This window comes from Shewanella sp. HN-41 (genome assembly GCF_000217915.1).
GTDB lineage: Bacteria > Pseudomonadota > Gammaproteobacteria > Enterobacterales > Shewanellaceae > Shewanella.
Genome location: NZ_AFOZ01000030.1, coordinates 32,640 through 54,997 on the forward strand (window position 1 = coordinate 32,640; position 22,358 = coordinate 54,997).

The window sequence follows — 22,358 nt, forward strand, 5'->3', positions numbered from 1 at the left end:
CATACTTGAACAGATAGATAAGATAGGAAAGAACCATGACAGACACCCAAACGACAACGCACGACTTAAGCCAGTTGCAGCATGTGAGCTATGCGCTCAATAACGGCGTTGCCGAACTTATCCTAAATCGCGCCGATGTCCACAATGCCTTCGACGAAGTGATGATTAGCGAGATGATTACCGTGCTTGGCTATTTTGCCACGCACCAAGATTGCCAAGTGTTGATACTCAAAGCCAATGGCAAAAATTTCAGTGCAGGTGCCGATCTCAATTGGATGCGCAAGCAAGCTAAGATGGACTTTGAGCAAAATTTAAATGATGCCAAAGCCTTAGCTAAATTGATGCAGGATTTAGATCAATTCCCTAAGCCCACCATTGCACTGGTACAAGGCGCAGCCTTTGGTGGCGCCCTAGGGCTGATTTGCGCCAGCGATATCGCCATCGCAACCACCCGTGCAAGCTTCTGCTTAAGTGAAGTAAAACTTGGATTAATTCCCGCCGTCATTAGCCCCTATGTTGCCCGTGCTATGGGTAACCGTGCATCGCGCCGCTACATGCTCACCGCCGAGCGTTTTAGTGCGGAGATGGCCCTCAAGCTGAATGTGATCCATGAGGTAAGCGACGACTTAGACTCTGCCGCTAAGCCAATTATTGAAGCCCTGCTCGCCAATAGCCCACAGGGCATGGCATGGGTCAAAACCTTACTGTCACGTCTCGAAGATGGTGTGATAGATCAAAACACTATTGATTACACCAGCGAACGTATCGCCCGCATTCGGGTATCGACCGAGGGCCAAGAAGGCCTAAACGCCTTCTTTGAGAAACGTCAGCCAAACTGGCAACAAGCACACTCAAGCACGTCAGCGCCAAATGATACCCAAGGAGCACATTAAATGTTTACTAAGTTATTGATTGCTAACCGGGGTGAAATCGCCTGTCGCATTATCAAGACCGCTCAGGCCATGGGCGTTCGCACCGTTGCCCTGTATTCCGATGCCGATAAAAACGCCCGCCATGTGGCTATGGCCGATGAATCCTTCTATTTAGGCGGCAGCGCACCAGCGGACTCCTATCTCAAAGGCGATTTAATTATTGATATAGCGAAAAAATCCGGTGCACAAGCCATTCACCCTGGTTACGGTTTTTTGTCTGAAAACGCAGGCTTCGCCCGTCAATGTGAAGCGGCTGGCATTGTCTTTGTTGGCCCAGGTAGCGACGCCATAGATGCCATGGGCAGTAAGAGTGCCGCAAAAGCCATTATGACGGCCGCGAATGTGCCCTTAGTACCGGGTTATCACGGCGATGACCAAAGCGATGCGACCCTAAAAGCCGAGGCGTTAAAAATCGGCTTCCCTATGCTTATCAAAGCGGCTTACGGCGGCGGTGGTAAAGGCATGCGTATCGTCGAAAATGAAAACGAAATCATGGAGGCCGTTAACTCGGCGCGCCGTGAAGCCGCGTCCTCTTTCGGTAATGATAAGTTATTGATGGAGCGTTATTTACTTAAACCTCGCCATGTGGAAGTGCAGGTCTTTGCCGACACCTTCGGTAATGCCATTTACTTATCGGATCGCGATTGCTCCATCCAGCGTCGCCACCAAAAAGTGGTGGAAGAAGCCCCAGCACCTGGATTAAGCGATGCACTGCGCACCCAGATGGGTGAAGCCGCCGTTGCCGCAGCCAAAGCCATCGATTATGTTGGCGCGGGTACTGTGGAATTCCTGTTAGACACAGACAACAGCTTCTATTTTATGGAGATGAACACCCGCCTGCAGGTTGAGCATCCAGTAACAGAAATGGTCACATGCCAGGACTTAGTCAAATGGCAATTGATGGTAGCTAGCGGCCAACCCCTGCCACTCAAGCAGGAGGAAGTGCGCATCCATGGCCACTCCTTTGAGGTGCGTATTTACGCGGAAGATCCGCAGAATGCGTTTTTACCCGCCAGCGGTAAACTCAACTTTTTGCGAGAGCCCGAGCAAAGCAAACATGTGCGTATCGATTCGGGTATTCGTGAAAACGATGTGATCAGTAACTTCTACGATCCTATGATCGCCAAACTGATTGTCTGGGATGAATCTCGTCCGCGCGCCCTGCAGCGCTTAGTGCACGCTCTCGAGTCCTACCAAATCAGTGGTCTTAAGCACAATATCGAGTTTTTGGCGAACATTGCCGAGCACCCCGCATTTGCCAATGCCGACTTTAGCACCGACTTTATCGGCCGTTATGGTGATGCCCTTATCGGCAGTCCATCGAGCGAAGCCGACAATGCCATTGCCTTTGCCGCGCTGTATCAAGTGCTTGCCCGCAAAGAAGCCGCCAAAGCGCAGGCGCTCAACAGTGCCGATCCCTATTCGCCTTGGGGCCAAGTCAGTGGTTTTAGACTCAATAGCTGCAGCCAACACAGCATCGCCCTGCTCAATGACGCCCATGAATTACAACAATTGGTGATGCTAGACTTAGGCGACACGTACCAATTGCCCTTGCATGGGCAAACGTGGTTACTCAGTGGCGAGCTAAAACAGGATCTGCTACTAGCGGAAATCAACGGCCACAAGAGTAAAATCCCGGTCAGTTCACAAGGTGATGACTTTACACTCTTTTTGCCCTCAGGCAGCTATCACTTTAAGGCGGTGCAAACCGTTGTTGTGGAAGAACAAGTGAGCAATGCCGACAAATTAAAGGCCCCGATGAATGGTACTGTGGTCACCCATTTAGTCGATGTGGGAACCCAAGTGAAAGCGGGCCAAGGGCTACTAGTGATGGAAGCCATGAAGATGGAATACACCATAGAAGCGCCCTTCGATGGCATAGTAAGTGAGTTTTACTTTAAGGCAGGCGAGCTGGTTACAGATGGTGCCACGCTACTCAACGTTGAACCGTTAGAGGCGGTATCGCTGGCGTCTGAGCCTGAGTCACAAACGGCTAAGGAAGTCTAACATGTCACTGTTCAGCATTGACGCTCACTCGGTATCGGACAAGGTCAGCATCTTCGAAATGGGGCCGCGCGACGGCTTGCAAAACGAAGTTGCCGTACCAACTGCGGCTAAAATCGCCTTGATTGAGTCCCTTGCGGATGCGGGACTTAAGCGGATTGAAGCAGGCAGTTTTGTTTCACCGAAATGGGTGCCACAAATGTCGGATTCAGCACAGGTATTAAAGCAGATTAAACGTCAAAACGGTGTGGTGTACAGTGCGCTCACGCCCAATGTTAAAGGCTTTGAGCTGGCTCTAGATGCAAACGCATCCGAGGTGGCAATATTTGGTGCCGCTTCCCAAAGCTTTAGCCAACGCAATATCAACTGTTCGATAGAAGAGTCGATTGAACGTTTTATCCCTTTGATAGAATTAGCAAAAGCACACAACATCCCAGTTCGTGGTTATGTTTCATGCGTCCTAGGTTGTCCCTATGAGGGTGAGATTGCCGTTAGTGAAGTGGCCCGCGTGTCTGAAGTTCTTTACAAAATGGGCTGCTATGAAATCTCACTCGGCGACACTATCGGCGTAGGCACTCCGCAAAAAGCCCGTAGAATGCTGCAAACGGTCTGCGAGCGCGTGCCCGTAGATAAACTGGCGCTGCACTTTCACGACACCTATGGCCAAGCGTTAGCCAATATTTTGGCCTGCTTAGACTTAGGCGTACGGGTATTTGATTCCTCCGTTGCAGGCCTTGGTGGTTGCCCCTATGCTAAAGGCGCCTCGGGTAATCTTGCTACCGAAGACTTAGTCTATATGCTGCACGGTATGGGATTAGAGACTGATATAGATCTCCACAAGTTGGCGCTGGCGGGGCAAGAGATCAGCACGCAGTTGAATCGTAAAAATGGCTCAAAAGTCGCGAACGCAATATTACAAGCATCTAAAATCTAGAAATTATTGGGCTCGAATAACAAGAAGAGGAAATACAATGTCAGGACTCAATAAAGTCGTCAGCAGCTATGAAGCGGCGTTAGCCGGATTATCGGACGACATGACTATTATGGTCGGCGGCTTCGGCCTATGCGGTATTCCAGAAGGCTTAATCAATCAAATGGTTAAGATGGGTGTTAAAGGATTAACGGCGATATCGAACAATGCTGGCGTTGACGATTTCGGCCTAGGCTTACTGCTAAAACATCACCAAATCGCCACTATGATCGCCTCTTACGTGGGCGAGAACGCCACCTTTGAACAGCAAATGCTCTCGGGTGAACTGAACGTGATTTTGACTCCCCAAGGCACATTAGCAGAAAAAATCCGTGCAGGTGGCGCAGGCATTCCGGCATTTTTCACCGCTACAGGCTACGGCACACCTGTTGCCGAAGGTAAGGAAACCCGTGAAATCAAAGGGCGTCATTATGTGCTAGAAGAATCCCTTACCGCCGATTTTGCGTTAGTACGCGCCTGGAAAGCCGATACTATGGGTAATCTCGTATTCCGTAAAACCGCCGCCAACTTTAATCCTATGATGGCAACCGCGGGCAAAATCACTGTGGTCGAAGCCGAATTTATTGTCGAGCCGGGCGAGTTAGATCCAGATCATATCCACACACCGGGCATCTATGTTGATCGTGTTATTCAAGGCACCTTCGAGAAACGTATCGAGCAACGCACGGTAAAAGCCGCTAAATAAGCGCAACCAACGATACGATTAACGCAAGAGACACTTAGATCCCAAGAGTTAAAGGATAGATATCATGGCATTATCAAGAGAACAACTGGCTCAGCGCGTCGCCAAAGAATTAAAAGACGGCTATTACGTCAACCTCGGTATTGGTATTCCAACACTGGTCGCAAACTACATTCCTGAAGGGATGGAAGTGATGCTGCAATCGGAAAACGGCCTACTCGGTATGGGTGAATTCCCCACCGAAGAGACTATCGACCCCGATTTAATTAACGCGGGCAAACAAACGGTCACCGCAGTCAAAGGCGCCTCGTTTTTCTCCTCGGCGGAAAGCTTTGCCATGATCCGCGGCGGCCATGTGGATTTAACGGTGCTGGGCGCATTCGAGGTCGATGTCAACGGCTCCATCGCCTCATGGATGATCCCAGGCAAGTTGATCAAAGGGATGGGGGGAGCGATGGACCTAGTGGCTGGTGCCGAGAATATTATCGTGACTATGATGCACGCCGATAAATACGGCAATTCCAAGCTGCTACCCGTGTGTGAATTGCCCTTGACGGGCTATGGTTGCATTAAACGCGTAGTGACAGATCTAGCCTTTATCGAGATTAAGGATGGAGCCTTCCACCTCTTAGAGCGCGCCCCCGGCGTGAGCGTTGAAGAAATCATCAGCAAAACCGCAGGTAAGTTAATCGTACCAGCACATGTGCCAGAAATGACCTTCTAACGGCAAAGCTTAGATCATCTAACAGCCCAGCGAACGGTTCTGGGCTTTTACTCGGCTCGCTTTTATTCCCTGTCACCTAAACAAATGCATTAACAAAATAGTTCTACTGGTGCATCTTCGGGAGTCAGTTGTAACTGAGCCTCAAATTTAAGTCCTAATTTATTCAACAGCGCCTTTGATGCCTCATTATGTGAGCTAACAATAGCGACTATACGCTCAATGCCCAGTTGTTTACCCAGCGCGAGGGACGCCTGTGCCGCCTCGAAGGCGTAACCTTTGCCCCAATATTGTGGCAAAAAGGCATAACCTAAATCGACATGCTCGAGTGTGGGTCTTTTGATTAAGCCACAGATCCCTATTTGAAATCCATTCTCCGCAAGCACCACTGCATACAACCCAAATCCCTGCTCGGCATAGCTGGTCATCGGACCATGGGTGATATACTCCTTAGCATCATTCAAGGTACGGACACCTTTGTCCCCGATATTATCGATAAACCCTTGGCTATTGAGTAACACTAGGATGAAAGAAGCATCCTCTGGCACTAACTGCCGTAGAATTAACCTTGGTGTGCGGGCAACTTGCATAGGATTTCTCCACTAAAGACTAAATATTTTATAGGTAACGGGCGTACTGACTGCCATCCCTCTGTGGTTTTTTAGGTGCTGCGACGGCTGGCGTGCCTACATATAAAAATCCGACGATTTGATCCTCTGCCTTTAGGCCTAATGCCGCATTCACATTCGCATCGAAGGCAAAGTCGCCGGTACGCCACACTGCGCCCAGTCCCAAGGCAAAGGCTGCCTGCTGCATTGCCATCGTTGCACAGCCCGCAGCGATTTGCTGCTCTAGGACTGGCACTTTAGGATGCACCTGGGTTTTCGCGGCCACAGTAATCACCATAGGTGCACGCATCGGCATCCCCTTGGCTTTATGAATAAAATCCTCATCCGCGCCACTCGCTTGTGCGGCATTGACAAAAATATCGGCTAAGGTTTCAAGCCCCTCGCCAGTGGCAATAATAAACTCCCACGGCGCTAAGGCACCGTGATCAGGCACACGGATAGCGGCATCTAAGATGACTTTTAGTTGGCTTGCATCTGGCGCTGGGGCAGTGAGTCGTGGCGTTGACTGGCGGGTGAGTAAGAGTTCGAGAGCGTCCAAGTTATTATCCTAGTTCGATATAAATTGGGGTAAAGCATAGCAAATTGTGCAGCAAGGGGTATAAAAAATCCCACCGCTTGGGTAGGATTTTATGTTTTGAGTCCACGGATAATACGCTTTTATATCACCCCAAAGCGTTTAGCTATCACATAATCTAGACTAGTGTAACGACCACCGCCTAAGGTAAAGAGAGCAAGCAGCATAATAAAATAGGTGATAGCAAACTCGATCCCATTGTTGAGTACCACCAAATTACCCGAACTCGTTAACCAGTCGTAATTGCCATGCTCTTGCAAAATATCCTTTGCTTTAGCGAGCTTATCCCCCGCCTCAAGCACTCTTTCATTGGCGAGCCAAGAGCTGCCATCGGCGATGGCTAACCACCCATTTGGCCAATGCACAGTAAAAGCGGCGACTAACATAGTGATCATTAAGGGGATAGAAATCAGCCTAGTCGCCAGCCCAAGCAGTAATAAGATGGCCCCAAAAAAACTCGGTCCCTGCGGCGAGGGTGGCCATTAACGCGGGCATTGGCAGGCCTAGGCCCCAATCGGGATTAGCAAACCAAGCGACTGTGTCTTCAAAATGTGAAAGCTTGTTATACCCCGCCTGCAGCAATACAGGGGCAAGATAAATCCTCAGAGCTAAAGGGGCTAAGCCTTCAAGATAGCGGCTTAGATTGAGTAGCTTTTGATAGAGAGCGGTAAGCGGCATGATGCGTTTCAAGGTCGTTATCTCTTAAATTGTTATATTGGCTTGCAGATTAGACCCCTTAATATCAATAAATCTTTCAACGCCTAGGATTCTTTTTCGAGGGCTTCTTGATTTAACTCGGTGAGATCTTGAATAAGCTTATTGAGTTTTTTATAGAAATGCTTGGACTGTTTTTCCGATAGACTGCTGTTTATCGTCAGCATCAGAGTCCCGAATGATTCGGTATTTTTGCGTAAAAATGTTCTATGTTTTTCAGACTTAAGCTCATCTGGTTGCGTCATTAAGAATGTCAAACGCTCGGTTAGCAGCACCCTATCGGCGCGTTGTCCTAGGGCGACTTCAAACTGACGCAGCCACTCATGACGGTACTCTAGCCACATATCTAAGGTAGACAAACGCTGTTGATTATATTGGTGGATCAGTGCCTTTTGTTCGGTGCTCACACTACCTAGCCAGTCCTTAAACTGCCCTTGAAGGTTTTCATCCGCCTCTTGTTGCAGTTGTTGCTGGGATTTACCCGCAAACTCTTTGACTAACTCCTGCTCATCTTGACGCAATTTAGCAAGGATTTGCTTCACCTGAACATCGTTCAGCGATTGGATGATAGGTAACAACTCTGGCAAAGCAAACTCAAACAATCTAAACCAATGCCGTTTAGCAATATCCACATGCTCAGCCCACAGCAGTGGCGTTAACGTGTTAGTTTTAATGAGAGTTTCGATTTCAGTTAACTGGACTACATAGTGGGATAACTCTTTAGATTGATGCCATAGAACAAACTTTTCGATCAGCGCATCGAATGCCTCTTGCTGGGCGTCGTCTAAGGTAACATAGTCCTCCTGCTCCCAACCTATGGCCCAGTCGATAAAATGGTAACTGAGTTTAGTCGAACACGCCGTTAGCCCTAACAATAACACCAGTAGCAACACGCTTTTTTTCATACAGAGTAATCCATCCTAGACATATTTTTTTAAGACATTGGAACTGATATAAAAGTTGCTTGGGTATATACCATTGTTTTTGTAAATAAGCGTGACAATCAATCGCTACGAGATTTGCGGCCAAAAAAAATCGAACCAAGCAATATACTCACCATGGCCGCTTGGGTCCGTTTGCCGCGCCGCCATTAAGAGCGCCCAGTAACAGGCCAATACCCAGTACATTTCAATGGCTGCGGGCACGGCAAATATCGCCTCCGCCGTTAAATAAGGATGTTTGACCAGATATTGCTGCACCAAAAAATGTTGCTGCAAAGGGGTTAAGGCATGGGTGGCCAGCACAGTCGCTAGCTCACACAGGGGATGCGAAGCCGTTGCATACTCAAAATCGATGCAATATAAACGCTTATCTTTAAGCAACAAATTATGGGGGTTGAGATCTCTATGGCAAAACTGTGCCTGGAGTAAGCAGCCTGCCAAAGTGTCTGTCCAGCGCTGAATATCAGCTTGGATCCCCAGCAGTTGAGTGGCTCGCTCGTACCAGTCGCCCCCAATTTGGCTTGACTCGCCCTCGATGGGAGATGGTGCCATAAAGGTCAGCATCTTCCGGTGATATTCCTGCCACTGCTCGGTTATGCTGATCCCATAGGGGCCCTTGGGTAGATCCCGTAATTGCAGCAATAACGTCAGTAACAACCTATGGGCTTGATTAGGATGCGAGTCATTTAGAGGGTCATGCTCAAATGCTAATGGCAAGTGATGCAGTGAATCTTGGCCCTGTAAAAAATCCGCCGCACTACACAATCCCTCTAATGCTTGCCAAGGCAGGGAATGCTTGCGTGATTGACCATAGTTCTCAATATTTGCTTCGATAATGTCGCCTTCAATGACATCACTCTTAATAAATGCACTGAGGTAATAACGTTCATCTTCACTCACCCATAGCAGCTCGGGAGCCAATTTGGCGTTCGCTAAGTGTCGCCAATAGAAGCGCTCCTGCGTCCTAGAGCAAAAACTGTCCGCCGCATCGGCATTGAGGCGAAAAACATACTCTGCCGTAGGCGTTGAGATCCTATAGTTGTGATTGCTCAAGCCACCCGACAATTCACTGATATGATTGATTTTATCGAGCCCTGCGGCTTTTAATATAGGCAACAGTTTTTGAAATGGTTCACTCAATGTTTGCTCCATACGCTTAGCCCTAATAGTGAGTCCTATACTCAATCCGTGGGCTGGGCTTGTTTTAAGATCATTGGCTTAAATCATTAATTTAGGACATTGACCCCACGGGCATCTGCTAATGCCGTGCGCCATAGGAAATATCCGACCACAGCGAGACCCACATAGAGCACAAAGAGTAGTGATGTCAGCATCAGTCCCTTACTGAGATAGAGATAAATTGACACTAGATCGATTACCACCCAATAGAGCCAATTCTCAAGCACTTTTTTCGCCACTAAATAGGTCGTCATCACCGCAAAGCAGGTCGTCGCCGCATCCAAATAGGGAAATGCCGCTTGAGTATAAGTCGCCATACCATGGCCAATAAACAAGGATATCAAAGTTGTTATGGCAATCAATTTCAAGTGGGTTTTTAACGGCCAAGTCGTGACTTTGACCCCCTGATGTTTATCACCGCCCTGTGTCCACAGCCAATAACCATAGAGTGCCATCGCCATATAATAGACATTGAGCACAGACTCCATCAGCAATGCCACCTTCCAAAACAACACAGTGTAAATGGCCGTGCTAGCAAACGCCGCCGCCCAGCACCACACGCTCGCCTTTATCGCCAGTAGCAAATAGGCCATAGCCAAGCATACGGCTAAGGCTTCCCATGCTGTCATCACATGGACTTCCCCTAAGGCCGCATTAATGCTGTCGACCAGCGTAAACCATAAATCTGTCATTGGTGGTTCTCGTATTACACACTGACTATGCTAGGTTCTAGGTTCTAGGTTCTAGGTTCTAGGTTCTAGGTTCTAGGTTCTAGGTTCTAGGTTCTAGGTTCTAGGTTCTAGCAAAGATAAAATCCCGTTATTCACTATGGGCTAAATTTAATTCACCACCGATAAACTTACATACAAACACTGCCTTGCCCCACTTTTCATGGGCGGCTTGCATCTCAATGGCCAGCATGGCCATCACATCTTGATATTCACCGCACACTTGAGTGGCCATGGCATTAGTGACGCGTTCAATATTGGTATAACTGTCCACTCGGCCAATAAACCATTTGATCGGATCGAGATAGTTTTCATTAAAGGGGTACATGCTAATTTCTGCGGTAAGCTTCATTTCGGTTCCTTAAATTTCTCAACACTGACGCTGTGGCACCCATAGCACCACAGCGCAAGTTATTCTTGCGATTACATAAATTTGACGTTGACAGTCACGCCGAGTTGGCGGGGATCGCCATAACGAATATATTGCTTTTCCGCCCAGCCATTATCGGGTTCGTTACCAAAATAGAAGCCACGCACACCGTATTGCTCGTCGAATAAGTTACGGCCCCAGAGGTAAGCGGACCACGCATTGGCCTCATAACCCACACGGGCATTCACGATAGTGTAGGGTTCGGAGCGGGAATCATTGCTGTCAGAGTAATAGAATTCACTCTTACCGCTGAGGTTAAGGTTAGCAAACCAACCCGAGTTACCACGGAAAGTCCCACCAAGGCTGTAGGTAAAATGGGGCGAATGGGCTAAGTCTCGACCGGTGAGATCCACCTCTGTGCCGTATTTATCCTGATACTGATAGTCACCATAGGCGGTTTCTAACCAACCTAGGCTGGAGTAAAGCTGCAGATTATCGGTGGCATACCAAGTCGCATCCAGCTCTGCACCATAGTTATTCGAGCTACCAGCATTTTCGGTGTAAAGGATAAAGCGCTGCGGTTTATCTGGATCTTGCTGGGAGGCGGCGACCTGTTGATCTTGCCTATCCATGTAAAACAGCGCGAGATTAGTATCGATAAGCCCTTCTAGCCAACGGGATTTCAGGCCAATTTCATAGTTATATAATGTCTCAGTATCAAACTCTTTCTTATCGTTTAGCTCGACGGGTAAGGTCATGTTAAAACCACCCGCCTTATAGCCACGGGCCACTCTAACGTAAGCATTATGGGAGTCGCTTAGCATTTTACTCAGCGCAATATGACCCCCCCCACATGGTTTCGCTCGGATCAAAGTTATCCTGATTGGTATCGGAGTAATGGCTATTGCGCTGCTCTACACGCAACCCAATGGACAACGCATAATCCGAGCCCAGATCCGTATCGAGCTGACCAAAGAGCGCATAATTGGTCGCTTCATACTCTGAGTCTAAAACCTCATCTGGCCAAGCGTTATACTCGGAATACAATTGGTTATCTTCTTTCAAATTCATGGCATACACGCCAATGAGCCAATCAGTACTCTGTGCAAAAATGCGGCCTTGCTCCGTGGAACTTAAACGAAACTCTTGGGATAGGGTCTTGCGCTGGCCGGTTTTGTCCCAAAAATAATCGTACTGGCAGGGGCTAACGCTTCCTTCATCTTCACATTGCTTGGATGCCCAATATTCTGGGTTCGCCCAATCGCCATCGTAACTGTATTGGTGATCGGTATCAGCAAAGGAAGTTAACGAGGTCAGCTCAAAGTTTTCTGCGCCAGAATAGGTTGCTTTAAAGCCTGCGCCTGTGGTGCGCTGGCTATCGACACCGGGCTCATCCGAGAGGGTTTCTTTAGGATTATTGGTTAAACTCCACACATCATAGCCATTGTCGAAATCGGCGTGCAACAGCGTTAAATCCAATTGCAGATCGTCAGTCGCGTACCAACGCAACTTAACACGGCCCGTAAATTCATCACGGCCATTCGTGTCATCACGCTCTAGGTACAGATTATCGCGGTAACCATTTTGTTGATGTTGCTGCAAAGAGACTCGGTATAGCAGCTTGCCAGAATCCGTTAATGGGCCTGAGCTATAACCGCTAAAGGTACGTAAATCATCATTCCCGAGGGACACTTCAGCGCCGTGTTCGAATACATCTGTTGGGTCATTACTCTTTAAGTAAATCAAGCCCGCTAAGGCATTTGCACCATAACGTGTCCCCTGTGGACCACGTAACACTTCGACTTGCTGAAGATCGTACATACTCGACACCATACCGATACCGGATAAATCGATATCATCTATGATGTAACCCACGGAAGAATTGGGTGCACCTTGATATTGTTCCTGCTCGCCTACTCCGCGTATTTGAAAATACTTCGGCCGAGAACTCCCACCAGACCAGTTAACGTTAGCAATAGAATTAAGCACATCCTCGAAATGCTGGGCGCTTTCATCCTGGATCTGCTGGGCATCGATCAGGGTAACGCTTGAGGGCATTTTCTCTAAACTGGCACTGCGAAAATCCGCCGTCACCACCATGACTTCCATCTCAGTGGTAGGATCGGGTTTATCGATAGCATCGGTTTGGGCAAATGCGGATGTGCTAAGCGCGGCGGCAATGGCTAAAGCCAAGGGCGCTCTCATGAAAAGCTGAGTGGAAACTTGATTTTTACAGTTAAACATAGGACCTCAAATATCTAGTTTGAGATCCGGCAACGAATAAGCGATTCAGAAGTGTGCTGTTGATTGGCCCATTCCTACGCCGGTATTAGCCGGATCAGGTTCTAAGGGTTCGTCGGATGACATCTCAGTCTGCAGTACACGGTAAAGTGAACTCGCTGCAAACACCCCTTGGCGGCGCCTAGTATACATGAGTAATGGGATAGGATGACACACTTATGTCATAAAATGAAAAATGCCAGCAACGCCGGCATTTTTAAACCTCACCTAAGCTTAATAGGAATAGGTTTCACGCACATACACATCAAATTTCACCGCTTGGGCATTTGGAGCGACGCCAGACACTTGCAGTTGTTGTTTCCCGTGGAGTTTCACCGACTTCCAACTACTTGCCTCGTCTTCGATGGTAAAACCACTGGCATCATACCAAGTGAATTTATATTGCACACGCATATCGCTAGAGGACTTGCTGACGATTAGCGCAGAGCCTTGAATTAAATCCCCCACCCGGCGGGCATCGACACTTTCAAGGGCGATATCTTGGGCAAAACTATGACTGTCGATACGGGTCTCACCCTGTGAGCTTACGGAAATCCCCGCCGTATCCGAGGCGCAGCCACCAAGGGTCAGTGCGGCGGCCAGTATCAATCCGGTATAGATGTGTTTCATCTTATTTCCCTCTTTAATCAATCAGAAAGTGTGCCCTTGCCGTGGCAATCAATTGCTTACGGTTAGTCTGCCAACAATTGATATTGACGTTAGCGACCCGTCGCCCCTGACGAGTGATACGGCATTCGGCAAAACTGTCCTTATGCAGACCCGCACGCAGATAATCGATAGAAAAATCGACGACTTTAGGCACTTTTGCCGTTTGCATAAACACCATTAACTGCACTATTGCCGACATTTCCATAAAACCCGCGATCACACCACCGTGAATGGCGGGTAAGACAGGGTTACCTATATTGTCATCTTTAGCTGGCAGTTTAAAAATTAATTCATCGCCAAAACGCTCAACCCGCATTCCGATAAACTTAGCGTAAGGAACGTGCTCGAGTAGGTGCCCAAAATCATTGAGCTCGGTTGCCCGTTTCACTATGCCTTGCACATCGAGGGGCGTTTTACTCTCGATAACGGCTTTATTGGCAACGTTCACGCTTGGGTTTATTGGCTCGGTCCCAAGTGGGTGTTTATTTGAGCTCATCACTTTCTCCCTGAGCTGGCACAGCTTCTCCCATCAATGCTTGCCGAAAGGCATCACCGACCATTTCAGGGCTAATGCGCATAAATGATCCCACAGCATGGGCGATAGGGTCGTCAATACTGTCCTGATAGGCAATGGCGCGGGTAAAAGCGATATTGGATGACAGCTTATAGCACTCAGCAAAACCATACACTGGCTTATCGGGCTGTGCTGGCTTCATATAATCCACCCGTAAATCTAAGGTGGGTGAGATCTCTAACGACTGATATTTGTGATAAATTGCACTCACCACCGCACTGCCACAGGCGGTATCCATCAAGGTCGTGATCACGCCGCCGTGGATAACGCCCGTATCGGGGTAACCAATTAATTCGGTGCTGTAGGGCAATTCAATCAGCACATGGTGCTCACTCGCCTCGAGTACCTTTAACCCAAGGCGACGGCACTGGGCTAATTGATCCACAAACCGCTGTGCCATCTGAGTCAATGGGAAAAACTCTGGGTTTAATTTCATCGGCCTTGGCTCAACATGGGACCCAATGGCTCTCCGCCCACGAGGTGAATATGTATATGGTACACTTCCTGTCCGCCATGTTGATTACAGTTCATGATCAGTCGATAACCGTCTTTCGCAATACCCGCTTCCGCCGCCAATTTGGCCGCAACCGTCATCATTCTGCCAAGTGCGGGCTCATCTGAGGCTTTCATCTCGTTCGCCGTTGGAATTAAATGATTCGGTACGATCAAAATATGGGTCGGCGCCTTAGGGGAGATGTCTCTAAAGGCGGTGACGAGATCGTCTTGATACAGGATATCGGCTGGAATTTCGCGGCGAATAATTTTGCTGAAAATCGTTTCTTCGGCCATGGGGGATCCTCCTTGGGTTGGTTGGCATAGTATACTAGCAATTCAACGCTTTGTGTCTCCAGATATTTTGTGTTGCATTTGCCAGTTGTCGGTATTTTTGGCAGCATGACGCCCATTAGCATTCCTAGGTTTTGCAGGATAAATTATGATCCATTACCAAATAACCCCCGTCGATCCGAAAGCCCATTTATTTGCCGTTACCATGACGGTATCCGAGCCCAAAGCAGTTCAAGTATTCAGTCTTCCCGCTTGGTTACCCGGCAGTTATATGGTGCGAGATTTTGCCAAAAATATTATCGAACTCAAGGCAACAGACGAAACGGGCCACCCCTTAAACTTAAACAGCTCGATAAACAGACCTGGTCGATTGACAATAACAGCACCGAAATCACCCTGAGCTATCAAATTTACGCTTGGGATCTCTCGGTGCGAACCGCCCACTTAGACATGACCCATGGTTTCTTTAACGGCAGCAGTGTTTTTTTAGCCGCCCACGAATTTGAAGACACTTTACACACTGTCACTATGGCTCCACCTGCAGAATCCACATTAAGCGAATGGCGCCTTGCCACCAGCATGACCCGCACTAGCGGAGACGAATTCACCTTCGGCCAATTTTGTGCCGAAAGCTATGATGAATTGATCGATCATCCGGTGGAAATGGGGTTATTTACCCTAGGGAGTTTTGATGCCTGTGGCGTGCGGCACGATATTGTACTCAATGGTCGTCACCGCGCTTGTATGCCAAGACTTTGCCAGGATTTAAAGGCGATTTGCGAGTATCAAATCACGCTTTTTGGTTCCCCCGCGCCCTTCAAACGCTACCTGTTTATGACCACGGTATTGGATAATGGCTTTGGTGGTTTAGAACACAGGGCATCGACCGCGCTAATGTGTTCACGCAAGGATTTGCCCCTTTCGATGGATGCTCCCATCAATAACGACTATCGCACCTATTTATCCCTGTGCAGCCACGAATATTTCCATAGCTGGAATGTTAAGCGTATTAAACCCGAGTGTTTCTTACCCTATCGACTCGAGGCCGAAACCTATACAAACCAGCTTTGGGCCTATGAAGGCATCACCTCCTATTACGATGATTTTCTCACCTATCGTGCGGGACTCGTCGATGAACAAAGCTATTTAGATATGCTCAGTGAAACCTTTACCCGTGTTTATCGCAGCCCAGGACGTTTCAAGCAAAGTATTAGGGACTCGAGCTTTAACGCTTGGACTAAGTTCTATAAACAGGATGAAAACGCCCAAAATGCCATCATCAGTTATTACACTAAAGGCGCCCTGTTTGCGCTGTATTTAGATCTCACATTGAGAAGTGAAACCCAAGGTAAATACACCCTCGATGAGGTGATGAAAATTTTATGGCAGGAATATGCCCTGCAAAATAAAGGCACAACTGACGACTGTCACCAGCGGATAGTCGAGCGCCTGCTAGGCCGTGATTGCCAAGATCTATTTAGCTACTTAGATAATACCGACGATATTCCGCTCGCCCCACTACTGGCTGAATTTGGTGTTGGCTTTACCCTTCGTTCCAGTCAAGGCGCCCAAGATGTTGGTGGTAATCAAACTAAGGGCTACGACATTGCCTTTGGTGCTAAGACACAATCAGCTCCTTTGGGCTTAAAAATTGTCACCGTCACCCAAGGAAGCCCGGCTCATCTTGCAGGATTAAGTGCGGGGGATATATTGATCGCAGCGGATAATCTGCAAGTAACGGGACAATTTGAAGCGCAGTTGCAACAGTATCCACTCGGACAACGTTTGCCATTGCACTGGTTTAGACGGGATGAATTAATGACAGCTGAATTGGTTATCGCAGCGGCACCTAAGGATACTGTTGCATTATCAATTACCAATAAAGATAAACTTATCGCTTGGCTTGGCCGTTAAACAACATCAGACAAAAGGGGCAATGCCCCTTTTGTCTGATGCAAAACACCGAGCGGAATGTATCAACGAAAAAGCACACTAAGTTGTTATACAACTACATCGTGCAGATAGGTCTGGGCCCATGCAATTGCTTGACCGCGACTGGACACGCCAATCTTGCGAAATACACGGTATAAATGGGTTTTAATCGTACTTTCACTGACAAATAACTGATTCGCAATATCAAGATTAGTACTACCCGATAAAAGGGCCTGTAACACCTCTCGCTCGCGGATGGTCAAAGGCTCTGTATCTTCAAATAGTCCAAAGTCATCATTGACTCCGTTAGCGAGTTGAGGGGGGATCACCCTATGACCACGCAGTATATTAGAAAGACCTAAGCTAATTTCCGTTAAACCTGCATCGAGATAAAACACACCTGCTGTCGTCGCTGCCTGCATTAAAAACCGCGCATCCACCAGTTTCGGGAATTGAATATAAACCACCCGTACACTCGGTTGTTCGCGGGCAAGCAATCGTTGAAATTGATAGGCTTTTTGTAAATCGACCGTGGCAAGATCTATCACCACCATAGAAGCTTGGTTATCTTTGATATGCTCACACATGCCATCGGGATTGACTTGTGATAACTTCACAAGAAATTCCTGTGGCCAACGCCCTGCGAGTAACTCCATTAGAAGTTGTGATCTTGACACTACAATCCAATGTAATATTTTGAACATCCTGCTCACTCCCTGTCTGGTTAACGTTTATTTATTTTTGAGAACTCAACAGACTCTCAATACCACTTCAACATCCGTTCAATAGACCTCCGAGTCTATTGGTTTACGATATTAGCATTAGATAAAACAGATTCAAAAGACTTACTAAAAAAATATTTACCGTACGCAAATCAAAAGCTTCTGCAACTTTCAACTGTATTACTCTCAATCAGAAGCCTTAATTTAAACTGAAAAAACGGCTGTATTTTAAAAAAAGCGTAAAATCGCCTCAATAGATAGCCCTATAAGGAAATGCGATGTCCAGCAACAAACCAATCCCCCTTGAGATAAAATCCTACACAGTATGGGACAGACCCACACGATTATTCCATTGGATCAACGTCATTCTGGTACTCGCCCTCACCTTAGTGGGTGGTATTATGATGTATAAAACTGAATTAGGTATAACAGAGCTATCGGGCAAAATTGGCTTAAAAACCTTACATGTTTATATCGGCTATGGATTTGCATTAAACCTACTCGTACGTCTTGTCTGGGGCTTTATCGGCAATAAATATGCCCGTTTCAGCCATATGTTTCCCAACACCAATAGCAAAAGCGAATTACAGGCTTACAAGACAGAGTTAGCGGCGGGGAAGACTCCACAGTACTTAGGTCATAATCCGAAAGGGAAATTTGCCGTATTCGCCATTATGCTGCTATTGGTTATCATCATGCTAACGGGATTATTTCGTGCAGGAACAGATATTTACTATCCTCCACTGGGCAGCACCATCCAAAGCTATCTTGCCGATACTAATGTCGATCCTGCTGGCTTAAAACCCTATGATGATGCTGGGGTCAATGCAGAAAAAGCCAGTGCGATTAAACCGATTAAAGGGTTAGCGGGTGAAATTCACATCTATGGAGTCTATCTATTGTTGTTGCTGATTTTATTGCATCTATTTGCAGTGATTTATACCGAAGTTAAACGTCAACCGGGAATTATTTCAGCCATGTTTTCAGGCAATAAACTTATCCAAGGGCAGCCTAAGGACGAGTGAGTCATAGGTTCTTAAAAAAACGCCAGCGATTCGCTGGCGTTTTTTTATTTAGATTGTTGGTGTTATCCAACAGCACTAAATATTATTTTTTCAGGATAGATTCTGGAGTGCGGCCGTCATCATGGCAGCTTTCGCAGGTCGGTTTTTGACCTACGTTCATATCGTGCACCGCATGGCAATCAGCACAAACTAAATTACCATCATGTGGCTTATGAACTTCGTCCATTTCAGAAAGCTTACCGTGACAATCTTGACACTGGGCAAACTCAAAAGCACCATCGGATGAAGGCGTACCATCCTTATGGCAGCTTTCACAGCCACCTGACTCAGCGTGGAAATCAGATAATTTTTGATCTGCTGCGAATGCGGTTGGCGACAGCGCTAACGCTGCGAGACTTGCCCCGAAAAGCGCACTTAATAGTTTTTTTGCTCACAATTGTATCCTCCAATGGCGATTGTCAGTGGAAATTCTTGTCAGGGTGACTTCCATCTCGCAACCTAAAGTAATAGCACGACTCGATTTAACTTAGCTAAGGATCGAATAATAAGCAACCCAGCTCTAAGCAAAGATAACTTTACCAAGATACTCAAGGGTAAAATGTGCGCTGTATCATGTAACCACATGCTTATATAAGAGTTTTACATTCATACAACCTAAAGGTTACATGGTAAAATGCCCTAGCTTTATGGATGAAAAAAGAAAAAGCCCACAAATAAAAATGGAGTTGGAAGCGTAGAATTTATTTGATAAGACTTAGCCCAGTGGAATACACGCAAATAACCTTCGTTCTTGAAGGCAAGCTCTCATCACTTTCACAGTAGCAATGTATTAGCCCACACCGAATGTCGAGGTCGCCAGAAGGATGCTTAAAAATCTTATTGAAACCATAAAAAACCACCATCACATCAACACGCAGGATGAGCTTGCAGCGTTACTGGCTAGAGATAGCGCACTTATGCAACAGGTTAAAACGGCAGATGCCAAGCATTGGGTGAATTTTACCAAACAGACGTTCGATGGTTGGTATTGTGTGTCAACGCCTCTGCTCACCACCTTCCATGTTTATTATCAAGAACGGGGGAAAAATATCTGGGGTGAGGATGTTTTTAGCAACCAAAGTGAAGCCGTTGCCGCGGTTATTTTTATGTCTGGCCTTTGGGACAGTGAATTCAATCCAACATCTTAAACCCATGACGGTCACACGTTAGCACACACTACGGCGATATTTAGGTGTGACGTTCTGCTCATCCCTGATTTTTAAACTTAAGAGGAGTAATCGCGATGGACTGGCTGATTATTGCATTCGCGGGCCTATTAGGCGGTATGCTCAATGCGGTAGCGGGGGGAGGCAGTTTTATCACCCTACTCGCATTAGTTTTTGTCGGTATCCCTCCCCTTGCTGCCAATGCCACAGGCACGGCGGCGCTGCTTCCCGGCTACCTTGCCAGCGCATGGCGCTTTAGAAAAGATATTGAATATCCCGCCGATCTTAGCCTTAAAAACCTCTGTATTATCGCAGCGGCGGGAGGATGCCTAGGCGCGGCCATATTACTAAATACCAGTGAACAGATTTTTGCCTATTTAGTCCCGTGGTTAATTTTGCTGGCAACTGGCGCGTTTATCGCAGGGCCTTGGCTATTGAAGAAGCGGCTAGCTGTTACAACCGTATCCACCACAACCCGCCCCCACTCGGCAGTCATCATACTGACTTTAGTGTGTATTTATGGTGGCTATTTTAATGGCGGCTTAGGGATCATTCTGCTCGCCACTCTAGGCCTAATGGGACAAACCCAATTACATGGCATGAACGGACTTAAAAATTTACTCTCCGCCCTACTTACCACCATAGCCGTTGCCTTGTATGTCACAGGTAATCTAATCGATGAACAGTATCTGCTATTGCTCACCATTATGGCCATTATCGGCGGTTATATAGGGGCCGTACTCGCCTACCGAATTCCCCAATCCCTATTGCGAGGTTTTATTGTCTGTGTCGGTTTAACCATGGCCGTAGGATTTTTTATGCGCTAATGGTGCACTCCGCTTTTTTGTGCACATAGATTTTGGAATTCTATTTTACGCGGATAAATTGCCCTTAAGTGACTGACTTGTTACTCTAAACCCTCATCTTGGAGAGCAGTGTTTTTAAGGAAAATAATGAAACTGAGCACCCTAAGCCTTGCACTGTGTCTGGTTGCAAGCTCGCTAGGAATTTTCACCCAGGCCGCTAGTGCCACAACAATCAGCGTTAAAACTGAAGTGGTCAATATTCGGGTAAACACCATAGCTGAAGGGTTAGAAAATATCTGGGGCATGGCATTTTTACCCGATGGCAGCATATTAGTCACTGAACGTACAGGAAGAATGCGCATTATCAGTACCACTGGAAAAGTAGGTGAACCTTTAACGGGTTTACCGCCAATCGTTGCCAAGGGACAAGGCGGTTTGCTCGATGTAGTACTTGCACCGGATTTTGCCAGTAGCCAAAAAATCTATTTCAGTTATACCGAACCCGGCGAAGGTGATTTAAGCGATAGCAACAGCACAGCGGTCAGTTTTGCCACACTCAATGGGAACAAACTTGAAAATCTCACCCGTGTATTTAGTCAGCAACCCAAAATAAACAGTAACCACCATTTTGGATCTCGCCTCGTGTGGGCGCCGGATGGCACGTTATTTATCACCCTAGGCGATCGCTACAGCGAGAAAGATAGCGCGCAAACTTTAGACAATCATCTAGGCAAAGTGGTGCGTATTCATGCCGATGGGTCAGTGCCTAAGGATAACCCCTTCGTTAATACGACAGGTGCCTTGCCGGAGATTTGGTCAATTGGTCATCGCAATATGCAAGGTGCTGCAATTAATCCTAATAGCAAAGTATTGTGGACTGGTGAGCATGGGCCGCAGGGCGGCGATGAGCTTAATATCGATCAAGGGGGCAAAAATTATGGCTGGCCTGTGATTACCTATGGTGAAAATTACGGTGGCGGCAAAATAGGCGAAGGCACCCACAAGGTTGGAATGGAGCAACCTAGCTACAAGTGGATTCCCTCGATAGCCACCGCGGGCTTTATATTCTACACAGGCGATAAATTTCCACAGTGGCAAAATAATATTTTACTCGCCAGCCTAAAGGAAAAACACTCGTACGCTTAACACTTGATGGCGACAAAATTATTAAGGAAGAACGCCTGCTGAAAACCGAACTCGGCCAACGCTTGCGCTCAGTTGTGCAAGGGCCCGATGGACTGATTTATCTGGTTACCGACGAGGCTAATGCAAAAATCTATCAGTTATCACCGCAGCCATATTAACCAATAGAATCAATAGGTAGCCAGTTAAGGGATGAAATGACTACAGACAAAACTCAAAGATGTCTCTTTTCCCTGCATAAGTGACGAGGACATGTTGATGAACGCATTTCAGATTAAACTCGCTGAAATACAAGATATTAAGGCAATAGCAAATTTACTATTGCAGCTTGGATATAGTGCAACTCCAGAACAATTACAAAAGTATCTTGGAAAAAGTGATAGAACGGATGAAATTTATATCGCCGAGGAAAAAGGCACCATTATTGGCTTAATAAGCTTGATCTTCTTTGACTATTTTCCTTCGCAGCAAAAGATTTGCCGTATCACTGCACTCGTGGTGACAGAGAGCAATAGAGGTTCGGGCATAGGAACGCAACTAATCCGCTTTGCCAAAGCAAGAGCACATGAATATGGTTGTAGCAAACTTGAGGTTACTACTTCAATGCGCAGGGAAAAAACACAGGCCTATTATGAAGCCATAGGGTTTGAAAAAACCTCTTTCCGCTATATTCAAGATATTGACCATTCTTGATCATCAATCATCTATAAAAATAGGCGCTTAAGTCATCTTAAGCGCCTATTTAGTGCAA

22 protein-coding genes, 4 pseudogenes and 1 riboswitch are annotated in these 22,358 nt (G+C 47.1%); of the genes and pseudogenes, 12 read left to right on the forward strand and 14 right to left on the reverse strand.

Annotated elements, in window-relative coordinates; all coding sequences use genetic code 11:
* Positions 1-35: 35 nt before the first annotated feature.
* The 5 genes from SOHN41_RS11345 to SOHN41_RS11365 all read left to right on the forward strand — a co-directional run bounded on the left by SOHN41_RS11345 (position 36) and on the right by SOHN41_RS11365 (position 5,333).
* The gene (locus tag SOHN41_RS11345) at positions 36-893 is read left to right on the forward strand and encodes an enoyl-CoA hydratase-related protein (RefSeq protein WP_007649003.1); all 858 of its coding nucleotides are present in this window, start codon (positions 36-38) and stop codon (positions 891-893) included.
* On the forward strand, positions 894-2,939 hold the full coding sequence (locus SOHN41_RS11350; RefSeq protein ID WP_007649004.1) for an acetyl/propionyl/methylcrotonyl-CoA carboxylase subunit alpha: 2,046 nt from the start codon (positions 894-896) through the stop codon (positions 2,937-2,939).
* A gap of 1 nt (position 2,940) precedes the next feature.
* Complete coding sequence (locus SOHN41_RS11355) at positions 2,941-3,870, forward strand: hydroxymethylglutaryl-CoA lyase (RefSeq protein WP_007649005.1); 930 nt, start codon at positions 2,941-2,943, stop codon at positions 3,868-3,870.
* A 37-nt stretch (positions 3,871-3,907) separates the two neighbouring features.
* Positions 3,908-4,612: a CoA transferase subunit A gene (locus tag SOHN41_RS11360; RefSeq protein ID WP_007649006.1), complete on the forward strand. Its 705-nt coding sequence runs from the start codon at positions 3,908-3,910 to the stop codon at positions 4,610-4,612.
* A 64-nt stretch (positions 4,613-4,676) separates the two neighbouring features.
* Entirely contained in the window at positions 4,677-5,333 is a 657-nt protein-coding gene (locus SOHN41_RS11365) for a CoA transferase subunit B (protein WP_007649007.1), read from the forward strand.
* A gap of 89 nt (positions 5,334-5,422) precedes the next feature.
* Here the strand turns inward: SOHN41_RS11365 and SOHN41_RS11370 are convergent, their stop codons facing one another.
* From SOHN41_RS11370 to hinT, 12 genes and pseudogenes are all read right to left on the reverse strand, one after another.
* Entirely contained in the window at positions 5,423-5,920 is a 498-nt protein-coding gene (locus tag SOHN41_RS11370) for a GNAT family N-acetyltransferase (protein ID WP_007649008.1), read from the reverse strand.
* A gap of 28 nt (positions 5,921-5,948) precedes the next feature.
* Positions 5,949-6,497 carry an NAD(P)H nitroreductase gene (locus SOHN41_RS11375; protein WP_007649010.1) on the reverse strand — a complete coding sequence of 183 codons (549 nt, stop codon included), beginning with the start codon at positions 6,495-6,497 and terminating at the stop codon, positions 5,949-5,951.
* 119 nt (positions 6,498-6,616) lie between these two features.
* Positions 6,617-7,211: pseudogene (locus tag SOHN41_RS11380) on the reverse strand (DoxX family protein).
* Between the two features lie 83 nt (positions 7,212-7,294).
* Complete coding sequence (locus tag SOHN41_RS11385) at positions 7,295-8,152, reverse strand: DUF6279 family lipoprotein (protein ID WP_007649015.1); 858 nt, start codon at positions 8,150-8,152, stop codon at positions 7,295-7,297.
* 105 nt (positions 8,153-8,257) lie between these two features.
* On the reverse strand, positions 8,258-9,340 hold the full coding sequence (locus SOHN41_RS11390; protein ID WP_007649017.1) for a phosphotransferase: 1,083 nt from the start codon (positions 9,338-9,340) through the stop codon (positions 8,258-8,260).
* Positions 9,341-9,414: 74 nt separating this feature from the next.
* Positions 9,415-10,059 (reverse strand): nicotinamide riboside transporter PnuC, encoded by a 645-nt coding sequence (gene pnuC / locus SOHN41_RS11395; RefSeq protein WP_007649020.1) that lies wholly within the window; start codon positions 10,057-10,059, stop codon positions 9,415-9,417.
* 127 nt (positions 10,060-10,186) lie between these two features.
* Positions 10,187-10,447, reverse strand: coding sequence for a hypothetical protein (locus SOHN41_RS11400; RefSeq protein WP_007649021.1), 261 nt, complete (start codon positions 10,445-10,447; stop codon positions 10,187-10,189).
* Positions 10,448-10,518: 71 nt separating this feature from the next.
* Positions 10,519-12,709: pseudogene (locus SOHN41_RS11405) on the reverse strand (TonB-dependent receptor).
* A gap of 54 nt (positions 12,710-12,763) precedes the next feature.
* Positions 12,764-12,888: riboswitch (TPP riboswitch) on the reverse strand.
* A gap of 91 nt (positions 12,889-12,979) precedes the next feature.
* Positions 12,980-13,375, reverse strand: a complete 396-nt coding sequence (locus tag SOHN41_RS11410) for a YcfL family protein (RefSeq protein ID WP_007649027.1) — start codon at positions 13,373-13,375, stop codon at positions 12,980-12,982.
* Between the two features lie 13 nt (positions 13,376-13,388).
* Entirely contained in the window at positions 13,389-13,910 is a 522-nt protein-coding gene (locus tag SOHN41_RS11415) for a PaaI family thioesterase (RefSeq protein WP_007649028.1), read from the reverse strand.
* Positions 13,897-14,424, reverse strand: coding sequence for a PaaI family thioesterase (locus tag SOHN41_RS11420; protein WP_007649029.1), 528 nt, complete (start codon positions 14,422-14,424; stop codon positions 13,897-13,899). Before SOHN41_RS11420 ends, SOHN41_RS11415 begins: the two co-directional genes overlap by 14 nt.
* Positions 14,421-14,777, reverse strand: a complete 357-nt coding sequence (gene hinT / locus SOHN41_RS11425; protein WP_007649030.1) for a purine nucleoside phosphoramidase — start codon at positions 14,775-14,777, stop codon at positions 14,421-14,423. Before hinT ends, SOHN41_RS11420 begins: the two co-directional genes overlap by 4 nt.
* Positions 14,778-14,979: 202 nt before the next feature.
* Between hinT and SOHN41_RS20635 the strand changes: the two are divergent.
* Positions 14,980-15,383 (forward strand): annotated as a pseudogene (locus SOHN41_RS20635) (peptidase M61); the annotation flags it as partial.
* A gap of 315 nt (positions 15,384-15,698) precedes the next feature.
* Complete coding sequence (locus SOHN41_RS20640) at positions 15,699-16,688, forward strand: hypothetical protein (protein ID WP_420705322.1); 990 nt, start codon at positions 15,699-15,701, stop codon at positions 16,686-16,688.
* 86 nt (positions 16,689-16,774) lie between these two features.
* Here SOHN41_RS20640 and SOHN41_RS11435 read toward each other — a convergent pair whose 3' ends face one another.
* On the reverse strand, positions 16,775-17,410 hold the full coding sequence (locus SOHN41_RS11435; protein ID WP_037458927.1) for a LuxR C-terminal-related transcriptional regulator: 636 nt from the start codon (positions 17,408-17,410) through the stop codon (positions 16,775-16,777).
* A 296-nt stretch (positions 17,411-17,706) separates the two neighbouring features.
* Here SOHN41_RS11435 and SOHN41_RS11440 point away from each other — a divergent pair, with 296 nt between their 5' ends.
* Positions 17,707-18,453, forward strand: coding sequence for a cytochrome b/b6 domain-containing protein (locus tag SOHN41_RS11440; RefSeq protein ID WP_007649041.1), 747 nt, complete (start codon positions 17,707-17,709; stop codon positions 18,451-18,453).
* Positions 18,454-18,535: 82 nt separating this feature from the next.
* On the opposite strand, the gene SOHN41_RS11445 is transcribed toward SOHN41_RS11440, so the two are convergent.
* Positions 18,536-18,832, reverse strand: a complete 297-nt coding sequence (locus tag SOHN41_RS11445; RefSeq protein WP_050801837.1) for a cytochrome c3 family protein — start codon at positions 18,830-18,832, stop codon at positions 18,536-18,538.
* 484 nt (positions 18,833-19,316) lie between these two features.
* Here SOHN41_RS11445 and SOHN41_RS11450 point away from each other — a divergent pair, with 484 nt between their 5' ends.
* The 4 genes and pseudogenes from SOHN41_RS11450 to SOHN41_RS11465 all read left to right on the forward strand — a co-directional run bounded on the left by SOHN41_RS11450 (position 19,317) and on the right by SOHN41_RS11465 (position 22,300).
* The gene (locus SOHN41_RS11450) at positions 19,317-19,640 is read left to right on the forward strand and encodes a hypothetical protein (protein WP_007649043.1); all 324 of its coding nucleotides are present in this window, start codon (positions 19,317-19,319) and stop codon (positions 19,638-19,640) included.
* 95 nt (positions 19,641-19,735) lie between these two features.
* The gene (locus tag SOHN41_RS11455) at positions 19,736-20,485 is read left to right on the forward strand and encodes a sulfite exporter TauE/SafE family protein (RefSeq protein WP_007649044.1); all 750 of its coding nucleotides are present in this window, start codon (positions 19,736-19,738) and stop codon (positions 20,483-20,485) included.
* Between the two features lie 126 nt (positions 20,486-20,611).
* Positions 20,612-21,768 (forward strand): annotated as a pseudogene (locus SOHN41_RS11460) (PQQ-dependent sugar dehydrogenase).
* 97 nt (positions 21,769-21,865) lie between these two features.
* Positions 21,866-22,300, forward strand: a complete 435-nt coding sequence (locus SOHN41_RS11465) for a GNAT family N-acetyltransferase (protein WP_007649047.1) — start codon at positions 21,866-21,868, stop codon at positions 22,298-22,300.
* Positions 22,301-22,358 lie beyond the last annotated feature (58 nt).